General features: G+C 55.3%; 11 protein-coding genes and 1 pseudogene. All 12 read right to left on the bottom strand.

The window, feature by feature from the left end:
• Nucleotides 1-69: 69 nt before the first annotated feature.
• The 12 genes and pseudogenes from ftsZ to MUN86_RS06415 all read right to left on the bottom strand — a co-directional run bounded on the left by ftsZ (nucleotide 70) and on the right by MUN86_RS06415 (nucleotide 15,245).
• Nucleotides 70-1,578, bottom strand: a complete 1,509-nt coding sequence (ftsZ, locus tag MUN86_RS06470; protein ID WP_245123163.1) for a cell division protein FtsZ — start codon at nucleotides 1,576-1,578, stop codon at nucleotides 70-72.
• A gap of 81 nt (nucleotides 1,579-1,659) precedes the next feature.
• Nucleotides 1,660-3,056 (bottom strand): annotated as a pseudogene (gene ftsA / locus MUN86_RS06465) (cell division protein FtsA).
• Nucleotides 3,057-3,151: 95 nt separating this feature from the next.
• Nucleotides 3,152-3,673, bottom strand: coding sequence for a cell division protein FtsQ/DivIB (locus MUN86_RS06460; RefSeq protein WP_245123160.1), 522 nt, complete (start codon nucleotides 3,671-3,673; stop codon nucleotides 3,152-3,154).
• Nucleotides 3,658-3,915: a hypothetical protein gene (locus MUN86_RS06455; protein ID WP_245123158.1), complete on the bottom strand. Its 258-nt coding sequence runs from the start codon at nucleotides 3,913-3,915 to the stop codon at nucleotides 3,658-3,660. The genes MUN86_RS06460 and MUN86_RS06455 overlap by 16 nt, the downstream gene beginning before the upstream one ends.
• Nucleotides 3,899-5,335 carry a UDP-N-acetylmuramate--L-alanine ligase gene (murC, locus tag MUN86_RS06450; protein WP_280640609.1) on the bottom strand — a complete coding sequence of 479 codons (1,437 nt, stop codon included), beginning with the start codon at nucleotides 5,333-5,335 and terminating at the stop codon, nucleotides 3,899-3,901. The genes MUN86_RS06455 and murC overlap by 17 nt, the downstream gene beginning before the upstream one ends.
• 19 nt (nucleotides 5,336-5,354) lie before the next feature.
• Nucleotides 5,355-6,497: an undecaprenyldiphospho-muramoylpentapeptide beta-N-acetylglucosaminyltransferase gene (gene murG / locus MUN86_RS06445; RefSeq protein WP_245123156.1), complete on the bottom strand. Its 1,143-nt coding sequence runs from the start codon at nucleotides 6,495-6,497 to the stop codon at nucleotides 5,355-5,357.
• A 60-nt stretch (nucleotides 6,498-6,557) separates the two neighbouring features.
• Nucleotides 6,558-7,736, bottom strand: coding sequence for an FtsW/RodA/SpoVE family cell cycle protein (locus MUN86_RS06440; protein ID WP_245123154.1), 1,179 nt, complete (start codon nucleotides 7,734-7,736; stop codon nucleotides 6,558-6,560).
• A gap of 66 nt (nucleotides 7,737-7,802) precedes the next feature.
• On the bottom strand, nucleotides 7,803-9,161 hold the full coding sequence (gene murD / locus MUN86_RS06435) for a UDP-N-acetylmuramoyl-L-alanine--D-glutamate ligase (protein WP_245123152.1): 1,359 nt from the start codon (nucleotides 9,159-9,161) through the stop codon (nucleotides 7,803-7,805).
• Nucleotides 9,162-9,213: 52 nt separating this feature from the next.
• Nucleotides 9,214-10,434: a phospho-N-acetylmuramoyl-pentapeptide-transferase gene (gene mraY / locus MUN86_RS06430; protein WP_245123148.1), complete on the bottom strand. Its 1,221-nt coding sequence runs from the start codon at nucleotides 10,432-10,434 to the stop codon at nucleotides 9,214-9,216.
• Nucleotides 10,435-10,542: 108 nt separating this feature from the next.
• A complete protein-coding gene (locus MUN86_RS06425; protein ID WP_375379473.1) occupies nucleotides 10,543-12,030 on the bottom strand; it encodes a UDP-N-acetylmuramoyl-L-alanyl-D-glutamate--2,6-diaminopimelate ligase in 1,488 nt (495 codons plus the stop codon).
• 40 nt (nucleotides 12,031-12,070) lie between these two features.
• Nucleotides 12,071-14,515, bottom strand: coding sequence for a PASTA domain-containing penicillin-binding protein (locus MUN86_RS06420; RefSeq protein WP_311181794.1), 2,445 nt, complete (start codon nucleotides 14,513-14,515; stop codon nucleotides 12,071-12,073).
• Nucleotides 14,499-15,245, bottom strand: a complete 747-nt coding sequence (locus MUN86_RS06415; RefSeq protein WP_245123146.1) for an FtsL-like putative cell division protein — start codon at nucleotides 15,243-15,245, stop codon at nucleotides 14,499-14,501. The genes MUN86_RS06420 and MUN86_RS06415 overlap by 17 nt, the downstream gene beginning before the upstream one ends.
• Nucleotides 15,246-15,279 lie beyond the last annotated feature (34 nt).

The following is a 15,279-nucleotide window of genomic DNA, read 5'->3' as shown; positions in this document are numbered from 1 at the left end:
CGATAACTTCTATAAAACAAAAAGGCCGCTGAGGTATCTCAGCGGCCTTCTTGTTTCATGTATTGACAATTAATCGACGTTGTCGTGCAGGAAGCGGTTGTCGCCTAGCAATTCGTTATCGTCGGAAAGGTTGAAGCGGCTTATGTTGCGCTCGGAAGAGGGCGTCACATTCTCAAGCTTCACCTGACGGCGTAGATAGGCGGGTGTCTCCAACTGGTCTTTAATGGCTTCGTTGGAAAGGCCATTGCTGAGCTCCTGCAAACGACGACGACGTTCTTCGGCCCGTGCATCAAGTGCTGGACGACCGGGCAATGGTGGTGCAGGCTGCGGTGCCTGATACACAACCGGATCAGGAGCAGGCGAAGAGGGCGCTGCTACAGGCGGCACGGGCGCGTTGTAGGGAGACGTTTCGAGGTCAAATTTCACGGGCTGCGGCTCAGGAGCCGGGGCTGGAACCGGTGGTGCTGGAGCACTCGTGAAAGAAGGAACTATGGGAGCACTCGATACTGCCTCCTGCCGATCTTTATCAAAAATATTGATTTGAGGGTCAGGCTCTGGCACTTCGGGCTCCGGCTGCCGAGTGGTTGAAGGAGTCACCGTAATGGTGTGGGCTTCGCGGGCAAATCCCGTGGCAATTACCGTTACGCGAATGCTCTGACCTAGCGAAGAGTCAATACCATGACCGAAAATAACCTCGGCGTTCTGTCCAGCTTTGTCCTGAATGCACTCCGTGATTTCCGTTAGCTCGTCCATCTCCAATTCAGCCTGGTCGCCAGACATGATGCTGAGCAGGATACGTTGCGCCCCGTGAATGTCGGTGTTGTTGAGCAGCGGCGAAGCCAGAGCCTCTTCGGCAGCACGACGGGCGCGGTTTTCGCCGTCCGTAATGCTGCTACCCATAACGGCAGCCCCGCTGTCCTTCATGACGGTTTTCACGTCTTCAAAGTCCACGTTCACATCGGCCGTCACCGTGATGATTTCGGCAATGGATTTGGCGGCGGTGCTTAGCACATTGTCGGCTTTGGCGAAGGCCGAACGAATAGGCAGGTTACCGTAAATCTCGCGGAGTTTGTCGTTGAGAATTACTAGTACTGTGTCGCAGTTTTCGCTCAGTTCCTTGATACCCAATTCAGCTTGCTGGCGCTTCTTTTTGCCTTCAAACATGAACGGCGCCGTCACGATGCCAACGGTTAGGATGCCTAGCTCCTTGGCTACTTTGGCAATAACGGGAGCAGCGCCGGTTCCGGTACCACCACCCATACCCGCCGTGATGAACACCATCTTGGTGCCGTTGCTGAGCAATTCGCGGATTTGCTCGCGGCTTTCAATAGCCGCTTGCTTGCCGCGCTCCGGGTTGGCGCCGGCACCAAGGCCTTCTGTCAGGTCCATCCCGATTTGCAGCCGGTTAGGCACCGTCGAAGAAGCCAAGGCCTGCTTATCGGTGTTACAAATGACGAATTCTACGTCTTTTATGCCCTGGCCAAACATGTGGTTGACGGCGTTGGAGCCGCCCCCACCCACGCCAATCACCTTGATGATGGACTTGGATTGCGCCGGGATGTCGAATTTATAATTCATGAAGTGAGTGGCTAAATGGTTGTGTGGTTAAATTGTTGGTCGTTCAACGACAACCATTTAGCAATTCAACCATTTAACAGATTAGTACTTGGTGTCGTCGAAGTCGTCAATTAGCAGTCCTTTAGTGCGGCTGATAATGTCCTGAAAGAACTTACCAGCGCCGGATGGCTTCTTCGGCTCTTTGGGTTCCGCAGGTTTTTGCGCTACGGGTTTGGCGGCGGGAGCAGGCGCTGGTGCCGGAGCAGGCGCTGGTGCTTGGTAATACGGTGCTGGCTGCGGAATGTGTTGCTGCTCCTGCTCGTAATTATTACGGTTCAGGCGCTCATCGAGCGAACGGTAGCCAGCTAATACAAGGCCTACGGTAGTAGCAAACATCGGCGACTTCACAGCCTCTATCTTGCTCTTGCCGAGGTGTTCGTTGGGGTAGCCAATGCGCGTGTCGAGACCCGTCACATACTCGGTGAGTTGCACTAGGTTCTGAAGCTGCGAACCGCCACCCGTCAGCACGATGCCGGCAGCCAGCTTGTCGGCGTGGCCAGTGCGCTGAATTTCGGCATACACCAACTCGATGATTTCCTCCATCCGCGCCTCGATGATGTAAGCCAGGTTCTTGAGAGAAATTTCTTTCGGTGCCCGGTCGCGTAAGCCAGGGATGCTTACGATTTCATAATCGGAAGCTTCCTCGGCAATGGCTTTGCCAAACTTCACCTTCAATTGCTCGGCCTGGTTTTGCATTACCTGGCAGCCCAACTTGATGTCGGAAGTCACAATGTTGCCGCCGAAAGGCAATACGGCCGCGTGGCGAATAATGCCGTCTTTGAAAATAGCTAGATCAGTAGTCCCCCCCCAATGTCAATCAACGCTACTCCGGCTTCTTTCTCTTCATCCGACAGCACGGACATAGAGGAAGACAGCGGCTCCAGAATCAGGTTATCGATTTCCAGGCCAGCCTTGGTGACACACTTGTTGATGTTGTTGATGGCCGTGCTTTGCGCCGTGATGATGTGGAAGTTGCCTTCCAAGCGCACGCCCGACATACCCACAGGGTCCATTATGCCTTCCTCGTAATCCACCTTGTAATCTTGAGGCATTACGTGGATGATCTGAGAGCCGGGCGGGGTCACGAGGCGGTACATGTCGCCGGTGAGGCGCTCCACGTCTTCCTGCGTGATTTCGCTATCGGCAGAGGCACGGGTGATGCTACCATTGTGTTGCAGGCTCTTGATGTGCTGCCCGGCAATACCCACGTTTACCACGCCGATATTGATGCCCGACATTTCTTCGGCCTGCCGAATGGCACGCCGGATAGCGTCCACCGTCTTATCGATGTTGGACACAATACCGCGCACAACGCCTTCCGACACGGCTTTACCCATACCTAGTATTTCGAGTTTGCCAAACTCGTTTTTGCGGCCTACAAGGGCACAGATTTTTGTGGTTCCAATGTCGAGGCCGACTACAATCTTATCGTGTTGCATGGGGAAGGGTCGGGTAAAGCTGGCGGGGAAATAGCAGTTGGATGCGGTGTGACTTGGCAAAAATAGCCTTTTTCAGGCCTCAGGAGCAGAAAAATCTACTCACATATTATCTGATCTTTGAACTCTACGTTGACGCGGTGGTACGTATCCCAGCCTAGCGCCGGTGGAATTTGACGGTAAAATACCATCAGTTTCGCGAATTTCTCCGAAATATTCTCGGGAAAGCCAAATTCTACTCGTTGGTCGCCCACTTGTTGCGTGAAGGAAACCTTGCCGTTGGTGGCAATGAATACTTCAGCTATTTGGGCACGCCAGAAGGGTTTTTCATCAATATAGCGCAATAATTCGAGGTAACGCTGACCAGTGGAATCTTGAAAGAAAGAAGCTGCCAACGGAGCACCATTTTGCCGCGACACCGGCACCACCCGCGCCGTAAACAACGACGAGAGCGGCAGCTTGTGACCATCAGCGTCGAGGTAGGAATCAAGGCGCGTATTCGGGTGAACAAGGCGTGCGATAGGACGATTTTGGCGTACATCGGCGTGCAGGTTGCCCGACAAGTCACGGTACACTTGGGCGTCCTTTACGAAGGAATGCGCTTTTAGTCGAGCTTCCAAGGCCGGTAAATCCAATTCGTCGGGGTGCTGCCTTCAATACGCTCCTCTCCTCCCCGCGTGAGAAGGCTGGTTACTTCTCGCTCGCTGATAAAGAAGTTGTTGAACTCATTGCTGATTGTGACGATAACTTGGCCAACAGGTCGGTTGGCTTGCCGTACCCCGGCAAACACCGCCAATCCGCCTAGCAGCATCAGGCAACTAGTGGCAAATAAGACATTTTGAACCTTACGCTTGAGCTTCATTCCAGCGAATATGTAAAATATTCTTTAAATCAGGCACCAACTTATCGATATCCCCCGCTCCAACAGTAGCGAGTACGTCGAAATTAGAATCGATTCCGGCATTTGCCAAAATTTTGTCCACAGTTTGCAACGACTTTTGAGGAGCCGTTATTTGGGACAAAATCAATTCCGAGGTCACTCCTTCCAAGGGTAACTCCCGAGCCGGATAGATGTCCATCAGCACCACCTCGTCAGCTAAACTTAAGCTCTCAGCAAAGCCAGGAGCGAAGTCGCGGGTGCGGGTGAACAAGTGGGGCTGAAACACAACCCGCAGCTGCCGCCCCGGATACAGCGCCCGCAGAGAACGTAGAAAAGCCTCGATTTCGCGTGGATGATGGGCATAATCATCTACATATACTTTCGGATACTCAGGTGAACCTGCCGTCACGATGAACTCGAACCGACGCTTTACTCCTTTATAAGCCGCTACGGCGGCTTGCAATGATTCGGGGCCTACGCCTTCAAGTTGCGCCACGCAAGCAGCCGCCAGCATATTCTCTACGTTGTGGTAGCCAGGCACTGCTAGCTCCAACCCGTTCACTGTTCCTTGTGGCCCGTGTAGGGCAAAACGGAACTGGTGACCTTGCGCCGTGATATCCGTGGCGTACAGTTCAGGCCCCTGCTTAGGCGTGAGACCATACCGGATAACCTGGACACCAGTGGGTACCGCCGCCGCCACGCTGGCATCGGCCGTGTGGTTGATGATGAGCGTGCCGCCGGGCTGAATCTGGCCTACAAACTGCCGAAACGACTCCACTAGTGCATCCTTATTGCCGTAGATGTCGAGGTGGTCGGCGTCGGTGCTCGTGACTATGGCAATGTCGGGGTGTAACGTAAGGAAGCTTCGGTCGTATTCGTCGGCCTCTACCACAATGGGCACGTCAGGATTGCCAGCTGGTGGCAGTAGCACGTTTGAACCCAGGTTTACGGAGATGCCGCCGAGGAAAGCCGCACATGGTACACCGGCATGGTGAAGCAAGTGTGCCACCATGCTGCTCGTGGTGGTTTTGCCGTGGGTACCTGCTACGGCAATGGTACGGTGCCCCTGCGTGAGCACGCCAAGCACTTGGCTGCGTTTACGAATGTCGTAGCCGTTTTCGCGTAGCCAAGCCCATTCTTGGTGGTCCTTCGGAATGGCGGGCGTAAGCACGACGAGCGTTTGTGCTTTATTCTCGCGCACTACCGTCGGGATACTCGCTATGGCATCCTCGTAGTGTACCGCAATACCTTCCGCCGCCAGTGCCTCAGTTAGGGGCGTGCTGGTTTTGTCGTAGCCCGCTACGGTGTGTCCATTAGCTTGAAACCAGCGCGCCAGCGCGGACATGCCAATGCCCCCAATACCGAGGAAGTAGACGTAAGGAAATGCAGCGACAGAACTCAAAGCAATGATGAATCTAGAATTAGGAAGTAGGAATCTGAACTTTGCCAATTAGCTTCAATAGCTCATCGACAATGGTAGTTGTAGCAGCCGGGCGGGCCAGTTGCTGGACTTGGGTTGCTAGTTGCTGTTGCTGCGCAGGATTCTGTAGCAGCGCCAGCGCTGTATCATAGAGCTTGGCAGGAGCTTCAGCATCCGACACCAGAAGGGCGGCATCTTTACGCACTAGCGCCATAGCATTTTTGGTTTGGTGGTCTTCCGCCACGTTAGGCGAAGGCACCAGAATGCTCGGCTTACCTGTGAGGCACAGTTCTGACACCGAAAGTGCCCCGGCCCGGCTGACCACCACATCAGCAGCAGCGTAAGCCAAATCCATGCGTTGCACGAATTCCAGCGCCTTCAGGTTGTCTGCGGCAAAGGGAGCAGCTTGCTGCGCGGCTTCCGGGTAATACAGTTTGCCTGTTTGCCACAGGAGCTGCACGCCAGCCGCTTTCAGGCGCGGCAAGGCGGCAGCAGTAGCTTGGTTGAGTGTACGGGCTCCGAGGCTCCCTCCTATTACGAGCAGCACAGGTTGGTCGAGCGTAAGGCCGAAAAACTGGCGTGCTTCCAGACGGTTGCCGCTGGCTATTTCGGTACGGACGGGGTTGCCGGTGAGCACCAACTTTTCCGGCGGAAAGAACTTCTCCATGCCCTCGTACGCCACGCAGATTTTGCTGACGCGGCGACTCAGCAGCTTGTTCACCAAGCCGGCATACGAGTTTTGCTCTTGGATAAGGCTAGGAATGCCGCGCGAAGTGGCAGCCAGCAGCACCGGCGCCGAGGCATAGCCCCCCACGCCTACCACCACATCGGGTCGGAATTGCTCGATCAGTTTGCCCGCTTTGCGAACGGCCCGCATCACCCGAATAGGAAATATCAGGTTCTGCGGGGTGAGCCGACGCTGCAAACCTGCAATATCCAACCCCACGATTTCGTAGCCAGCTTCGGGTACGCGCGTCATTTCCATCCGGCCGTTGGCACCCACAAATAGGATGTCGGCATCTGGCTGACGACGGCGCAGTTCATTGGCAATAGCTACTGCCGGGAAGATATGCCCGCCCGTGCCGCCACCACTGATGATGACGCGTAAGGAAGTTGAGGCAGTATGGGGCTTTTTGTTGGGCATTTCTTGATTCTCGCAGGACAGCGCAGCGTGTACTACTTGGGATTTTAAGAACTAATCAGGCTAGGCGTAAGACGACACTTTCGGTATCCGGGCTGTATCAGCAGGTTCGCCAACCATGGGGCGGATTTCACGCTCGCCACGGCTAACAGCCAGGATGATACCAATGCTAATACCTGTGAAAATGAGCGAGGTACCACCCATACTTAGCAATGGCAGTGGCAAACCCGTAATTGGGCCTAGTCCGACGGCCACACCCATATTCACCATGGCTTGCAACACCAAACTGAAGGTGAGGCCTGCCGAAAGCAGACCACCAAAGGCCCCGTAGCTGTTTACTACGGTCAGTAGCCCTCGATAAAGAAAGGCTAAGTAGAGAAAGACGACAAAGGCGCCGCCAACCATACCGTATTCCTCGATGATAACAGCAAAGATGAAGTCGGAATACGGGTGCGGCAGAATGTTACGCTCGGTGCTGTTGCCGGGACCCTTGCCCGTCACGCCGCCCGTGGCAATGGCAATGTAGCTGTGCTCCAGCTGAAACGGCACCGGTTTGCTTTTGTCGGTGAAGTTCTCGATGCGAGATATCACTGTTTTCATCCGCTGTCCGGTTGCCAGGCCCACTCCACCCACTACAGCGCCAATAGCTACCATTACGGCCATCTGCTTGAGCGGCACGCGTCCAATGAACATGAGCAACAAGCAGGTAGCAAATAGCAGCAGCGCCGTGGAAGCATTACTCAGAATGATGATGCCACAAATCAAACCCACCCACAGCATTACGGGCAGCAGGGTAGTCTTGAAGTCTTGCACGTTTTGCTGGCGGCGGCTCAACATGGAGGCAACGTGCGCAATCAGGGCTAGCTTGGCTAAGTCGGAGGGCTGGAAGGTTTGGTTGATAACCGGAATGGTAAGCCAGCGCGACGCCTCGTTGATATTCGACCCCATGAAGAAGGTGAATATTAGCAGTGGCACCGAAATCAGCAGCGCGTATAATGACAGCCGCGAATAGTAGCGGTAGTCAATGCGGTGTGCTAGCCACATAAAGGCCAAACCAACGAAGATCAGGCCGGTGTGCTTAAGCAGGAAGTATTCGGTATTGCCCGCCCGCTGCTTATACGCAAGTGTACCAGTCGCCGAATACACCACGGCGATACTAATGAGCGAAAACAAAATCACGATGCCCCATAGTACTGGGTCACCTTTCAAGTTCTGCCGCAGCCAGTTTTTGACGATGTCCATATAAGGAGTTGGTGAAAGGATGATTTGGTAATTGATGTTAAGCGGATGAGGTTAAAGCAAAGCCTACTATTTCTCTAACTCCTTAACTGCTGCGGCAAATTGACGGCCTCGGTCCTCGTAGTTTTTAAACAAGTCGAAAGAAGCACAGGCAGGCGAAAGCAAGACCACGTCGCCGGGCTGCGCCAGTTCGGCGGCACGGCGCACGGCGGTTGTCACACTTTGGGTTTCTTCTACATGAGGAACCACGGACTGGAAGACGGTCCGCAACTTCTCATTGTCGACACCTAAGCAAACGAGGGCTTTTACTTTCGACTGCGCCAGTGGCACCAGCGTGGTGTAATCGTTGCCTTTGTCGGTGCCGCCCGCAATCCAGATAATCGGTTGCTGAACGCCGTCGAGGGCATACCAGGCCGCTTCTACGTTGGTGGCTTTGCTGTCGTTGATGAAGCGGACGCCGTTGATTTCGCCTACGGGCTGCAAGCGGTGGTCGGCGTTGTGGAAAGTAGCTAAGCCTGCCTCGATATTGGGTTTCTCCACACCGGCTATGCGGGCGCAAAGCACGGCTGCCATCATGTTCTGGCGGTTGTGCTGCCCAATGAGAGGCGATTTTGCGGTATTGACATTCTCGGTTTCACTGGAAGAACTGGGCTTCAAATTCACGCTGATGTTTTCCTCATCTAGATAATAGGCGCCTAACTGGTAGTCGGGGCGGTGGTGGAGGCTGAACGGTAGCTGCTGCACCGAGCGAAGGGCCGCCTGGAAGTAGCGCTGGATATTCTCGTCGTCGGCGTTGTAGATGAAGTAGCCGCTGCTATCCTGGTTGCGCATGATGCGCAGCTTGGATTCGGCGTAACTGGCCAGCGAGTAGTTGTACCGGTCTAGGTGGTCGGGGGTGATGTTAAGCAGCACCGAAATCCAGGGCTGGAAATGATAAGTATCATCAAGTTGGAAGCTGCTGAGTTCCACCACGTAGTAGTCGAACTTATCTTCGATAATCTGCTCCGCGAGACTGTAGCCCACATTACCGGCCAAGCCCACGTTGTAGCCCGCTTCCTTGAGCAAATGATAGGTCAGCAGCGTGGTCGTGGTTTTGCCGTTGGTGCCGGTGATGCAGATGCACTTGGCCTTGGTGTGGCGACCTGCAAACTCGATTTCCGAAATAATAGAAGTGCCTTTCTCGCGCAGGGCCTGAATGACGGGCGCCTTTTCCGGGATGCCAGGGCTCTTGATTACTTCCTGCGCCTTCAATACTTCCTCCAGCGTGTGCTGATTTTCCTCGAAAGGAATTCCGGCCTGCGCTAGCTTTTCCTTGTATTGCGGCTGAATCGGGCTCTTATCGGATACGAACACGGAGTGGCCTTTGGCTTGCGCTAACAGCGCTGCCCCTACTCCACTTTCAGCCGCTCCTAATACTACAATGTGCATAGTTGATGTTCGTATTGCATACCTCGCTGAGCAAAACCCGGCGAGAAAATCATTAGCGCAGTTTTAAAGTAACCAAGGTCAGGACGGCCAACATGATGCCCACAATCCAGAAGCGCGACACGATTTTTGATTCGTGGTAGCCTAGTTTTTGGTAGTGGTGGTGCAACGGCGACATGCGCAGCAGGCGTTTGCCTTCGCCGTATTTGCGGCGTGTGTATTTGAAGTAGCTTACCTGTAACATCACCGACAGGCTTTCCACCAAAAACACACCGCACAGCACCGGAATCAGCAGTTCCTTGCGAACAATCAGCGCTAGCACGGCAATAATGCCACCGATGGCCAACGAGCCCGTGTCGCCCATGAATACCTGCGCCGGAAACGAATTGTACCACAGGAACCCCACGCAGGCTCCCACAAAAGCGGTACAGAAAATTACTAGCTCGCCGCAGTTGGGTATGAACATGATGTCGAGATAGTCGGCTAGCAGCGCGTTACCACTCACAAAGCAGAAAATTGCCAGCGTCGTCCCAATAACGGCTGAAGTACCCGCTGCCAGCCCGTCGAGGCCGTCGGTGAGGTTGGCACCGTTGCTGACGGCTGTGATAATGAGGATGACTATCGGTATGTAGAAGAAGGCGTAGTACTCATTGAAAAAGTCGCCGGCCGTAGCAAACAGGTCACCGTAGTTTAATTCGTTGTTCTTCAGGAAGGGCACCGTGGTAATCATCAGCTTTACATCCTGATACACTGTGCTGGCATCCACAGCCGAGAGCTGGCCGTTGGGGAGCAGGTATTGGCGTACGGTTACTTCGTTGGAGAAAAACAGCACCCACCCCACCGTGAGGCCAAGTCCTACTTGCCCCATAATCTTAAAGCGCCCGGCTAAGCCTTCCTTGTCCTTCTTTACTACTTTAATATAGTCGTCAACAAAGCCAATCAGCCCAAGCCAAACGGTACTGAGCAGCATAAGCACGATGTAGATGTTATCGAGCTTGGCAAACAGCAACACTGGCACCAGAATAGCCAGCAGAATGATAAGGCCGCCCATCGTTGGCGTGCCTTTCTTGGCAAGCTGGCCTTCCAACCCCAAGTCGCGTACTGTCTCACCAATCTGGGCACGCTGCAACACCCGAATCAAGGGCTTGCCGAAGAATTGTGCTATAATCAGAGAGGTAACTACCGCCAGTGCTGCCCGGAACGTGATGTATTGAAACACGCCCGTTCCCGGTATGTGGTGCACTTTGTAGAGATAGTTGAAGAGATAATAGAGCATGAGCGCGGGGTTAGCAGATTGCAGTCAAAAAATGGGCAAGCTGCAAAGATTCCAGTTTTTTAAGGTCAAGCAAGCGTTGTGTTTTTGCAGATTTCGATTAATGGCTCGTTATTTCCCAAGTTGTTCAAACATCTCCTTGAGCACTTTTTTATCATCGAATTCGGCCCGCACACCCTTCACTTCCTGGTAGGTTTCGTGGCCTTTGCCGGCAACTAGCACAATGTCGCCGGGGCCGGCGAGCAGCACCGCAGTTCGGATGGCTTCGCGCCGGTCGGGGATAGTGACGACTTTGGCCAAGTCCTGCGCCTTGACGCCGGCTTGCATTTCGGTTAGAATAGCCAGTGGATCTTCGAAGCGCGGATTGTCGGCAGTGAGCACTACCCGGTCGGAGCCTTGGCAGGCGAGGTTGGCCATGACCGGGCGTTTGCCAGCGTCGCGGTTCCCGCCGCAGCCCACCACCGTAATTACCTGTTGGCTTGGCTGGCGGATGTCGGCAATGGTATCGAGTACGTTTTCCAGCGCGTCGGGCGTGTGGGCGTAGTCGATGATGCCCGTAACGCGGGTTTTGGGCGATACAATCGGCTCGAAGCGGCCGGGTGCCGAAAGCAATCCTGAGAGTACCGTCAGCACTTCCGATGAATCCTCGCCTAGCAGCACGGCCGCGCCGTACACGGCTAGCAGGTTGTAGGCATTGAAGACCCCAATCAAGCGAAACTGTACCTCGCGCCCGTCTACTTCTAAGTACAGACCATGTACCGCGTTTTCGAGCAGCTTACCCCGGAAAGTGGCGGCTCCGCGCAGGGAATACGTTTCGCGGCGAGCAGCCGTGTTTTGCAGCATCACTAAGCCGCGCTTGTCGTCGGCGTTGGTGAGGGCAAAGGCCGACTTCGGCAGCTGATCGAAAAAGCCTTTTTTGGCTTTCAGATAATTATCGAAGGTGCCGTGATAATCGAGGTGGTCGTGGGTGAGATTGGTGAAGATGCCACCGGCAAAGCGCAAGGCGGTAGTACGATGCTGGACCACCGCGTGCGAGCTAACTTCCATGCAAGCATGCGTGCAGCCGGCCTTTACCATGCGGGCCAGCAGCTCGTTCAGCCGAATGGCGTCGGGGGTGGTGTGCGTGGCCGGAATGACTTCTTCGTCGATCTGGTTTTGGACCGTGCTCAGCAGACCGGTGTGATAGCCTAGCTCCCGCAGCAGCTTGTGCAACAACGTGGCGCAGGTGGTTTTGCCATTGGTGCCCGTCACGCCAATCAGCTGCAAGCTCCGCGACGGGTGCCCATAAAATGCCGCCGCCATGTGTGCCATTGCCTCGGCTGAGTCGGGCACCTGCACGTACGTTGTGCCGGGTTCCAGAGTGGCCGGCAGACTCTCGCAAATTATCACCGACACGCCTTGCTGCACTGCGTTCGAAATGAAGTGGTGGCCGTCGGTGGCCGCACCGCGCAACGCGAAAAACACGAAGCCAGGAGCTGCTTGCCGCGAGTCGAGCGTTAGGGCCTGCACGGGCACATCGGTAGCGCCGTGCTGGTTTAGCACGGTTACGTCGGCCAGCAGGGCGAAGAGAGGGGGCGTTATTTCTTTATCGGCTGACAAGGTTGTTCGGTTTTTTAGCTCGCAGAAGAAACTGAGTTCTTTAGGCTTTCTTAGGTTTGCTAGGGGTTGCCTGTTGCGTTATCTGCGTTGGTCTTTTCGATGGTTTGGGTTCCGCTGGCTTGGGTTTCGCGGGCGTAGTTGGCTTGGTCTCACCTTTGCGAGGTTCCTGCTTTTTGTCTTCTTGCTTTTTCGCCTCGTTCGAGGAAATTGCGCTTTTCCTGGCCGCCAGTCGAACTTTGGCTGTGGCTGCCAACTCGCGCGTTTTAGCTTCCAGATCAGTATCTACGGGAGTCAAGAGCTTGTTTTCCGCTAGCTGACTTGGGGCAGGTGCCGCCAGCGGAACAGGTGCACCCGTAGTACGCTGCCCAATAGGTTGCAGCGCTAGCGTAACCACAGTGCCGCGCCGTGCTGGCGAACCAGCTTCCACCGATTGCGTTTTCACGCGGCCCGTCCCGATGGCGCGCACCCGCAGGCCACGGTTTTCAAGCAAGAACAGAGCGTCGCGCAACGTCAGGCCGTGTACGTCGGGCACCCGGCCGGGCCGTACGGCTAGAGGCTGCAATGCCAAGGCATCGGCGCCGCTATCGGCTTTGGTCGGCACGCGCACCCAATCTTCGTCGGGCGTTGCCGTTTCGTTTTTCACCCCAATTTTCTCGAATACCAGCCGTAGCTCGTCTTGCATACCCGCTTGCACCACCGGTGTTTTGGCCCGGTTGACGGGCGTGCGAGCCAGTACCGGCCGCTGGCTGGCGGCATCGCGCGCCATGGCTTTGTCGGCCACTTCGCGGAACACCGGCGCCGCCACATCGGCGCCGTAGATGCGGCCTTTCTTGGGCGAGTCAACTACTACAATGCACGAATACTTCGGTTTGTCGGCGGGGAAATAGCCGCAGAAGCTAGTGGAATACGTGCGGGTGTACGCGCCATTCTTGAATTTCCACGCCGTACCGGTTTTGCCGGCAATGGTGTAATCTTCGGAGCGGATGCCGCGGGCTGTTCCTTCGGTTACCACGCCTTCCATCATGGCTTTCACTTTAGCCAGCGTCTCGTCGGAGCAGATTTTGGGGTTGAGTACCACCGGCTCGAACCGTTCCAGCACCTTGTCCACCTGCTTAATTTCCTTTACGATGATAGGCTGCACCTTCACACCACCATTGGCTACGGCGTTGTAGAAGGCCAGCGTTTGGAGCGGAGCCAATTTCAACTCGTAGCCGATGCTCATGGTAGTGAGCGACGTGCGGCTCCAAGAGCGGTCCTGCGGGTCTTTCACGTACGGGCGGGCCTCGCCGGCCATCTGGAAGCCGAGCGGCTTGTGCAGCCCGAACCGCTTCAGGTAGTCGGTGTACTTGCCGGGGTTCTTGCTGAACTGCCGATCCACGAGCACCGCCACCCCAATGTTGCTGGACTTCTCGAACACCTGCTTCACCGAAATCTTGCCGTAGCCGTGCGAATCTGTTTTCACGGCCCCACCGATGTACATACGGCCGTTGCCAGTGTCCACCACTTCATCAAGACTCATCTCGGGATTGTCTTCCAGCACAGCCATCAACGAGGCTAGCTTGAACGTAGAGCCCGGCTCGGTACGGCCTTGGTCGGCAATGGCGTAGTTGTAGTCTTCGCGGTAAATACCCTCATCCACTTTTCCTAGGTTGGCCACGGCTTTGATTTCACCAGTCTGCACCTCCATCAGAATCACGCAGCCATACTGCGCGTTGTTGTCCACCAACGATTTGTAGAGGGCGTTTTCGGCTACGTCCTGAAGGTTGATGTCGAGCGTGGTCTTAACGTCGTAGCCATCAATAGGCTTGATTTCGGTGCCGTCGTAGATGGGTTTGTTGCCGCCGGGTAGGCGCTCAAACAAGGCCTCGCCGTCTTTGCCAGCTAGGTGACGGTTGAAGGTAAACTCCAGGCCCGCTCCATTCTTGTCTTCATTGATAAAGCCGATGGTGCGTTGCGCTAGTCCGCCGAAAGGACGGAAGCGCTTATCCACTTTCTCGAAAATAACGCCGCCCTTGTTTTTGCCCGCCCGGAAAATGGGCCAAGCCGCCATTTCTTTTTTCTCCTGAAAGTTAATTTGCCGCGAGTTCAGCCGCAGATATCGCACATGAGAGGTGTACGCATTCCGAAGTTTTCGCTCGTAATCTTGCTTGCTCTTGTCAGAATAAAACCTTGAAAGCAGTAAGGCAAGTGAATCCACTCCTGCTTTGAATGTTTGCTTATCCACTACGCTCGGGTCCCATGCCACCCGGAAGAAGGGCAACGAAGTCGCCATGATGCTTTTGCCATCATCGGCCACAATGGAGCCACGGGTAGCAAACACGGGCTGGTACACCACGCGCCGCTCCTGCTCCAAGGCGCGCCACTTCTCCCCTTCCTTGAACTGGATGTTGCCGACCTTCCAAATAATGGCAGCCGAGAACAGACAGACGCCCAAAAACGCCAGCCGTACCCGGGTTACGATGGATTTTTTAACGCTTCCTTTCATTGCGACGAGGGCTGTTAGCAGGTTGGGAAGCGGCCGGCTGGTCTGTCGCTGGCTCGCCGGTGGCATCCGTCCCAATAGGCACGGGCGGCGCACCTACTTCAATATTCAATGAGTCGATGGGCGCTACGGGCACGGCGTGGCGCAGCGAATCGCGCAGGGCGCGAGCCGCCAAGGAATCGGCGGTTAGGATCGGCACCAAGTCCAGGGAAGCCTCATCGAGACGACCGGAAGGCACCTCGATGCGGAACGGCGGCGACGAACTTTCAATCAAGCCATAAGCGGCCACCTTGCGGGCTACCTCACTCTGCTTGCTGGCTTCCATGTAGTCAGACTTCAGGGTAGTGTAGTCGGCACGCAAGTCCTCGGTTTCCAGCTTCAGCTTCTGAATAGCGCGGTTCATCCGAGTTGCGTAGTGCGTATTGCCGATGTACACCAAAATCAGGAACATCACGAACAGCACGTGCGGCAGGTAGCGCACCGGCAGCCCCTCCCGAAACAGCCCGTCCATACGCGTAACACGCTCCAACAGCGTGAACACGCTCCAAGAGCTGCGCGGTCCAACCGGACGGGTTGGCCGAGGCGCTTTCGGCTCGGGTTGCGGCTTCTTGAATTCGGGTTCGGGTGTCGGCATCACTACCGGCTCAGGCGCAGCCACGAACTCCGGCACCACAGCACGAGGTGCGTTGGTGCGAGGCTGCTTCGCGACGGGTTTTATAGTATTGGTTGCCACTCGGTTGTTTTAAAGTTGGTTGCTGCGCAGAGCA

Origin of the sequence: Hymenobacter volaticus (assembly GCF_022921055.1) — a bacterium.
Classification (GTDB): Bacteria; Bacteroidota; Bacteroidia; order Cytophagales; family Hymenobacteraceae; genus Hymenobacter; species Hymenobacter volaticus.
This window is presented reverse-complemented; position numbering and strand designations above follow the sequence as displayed.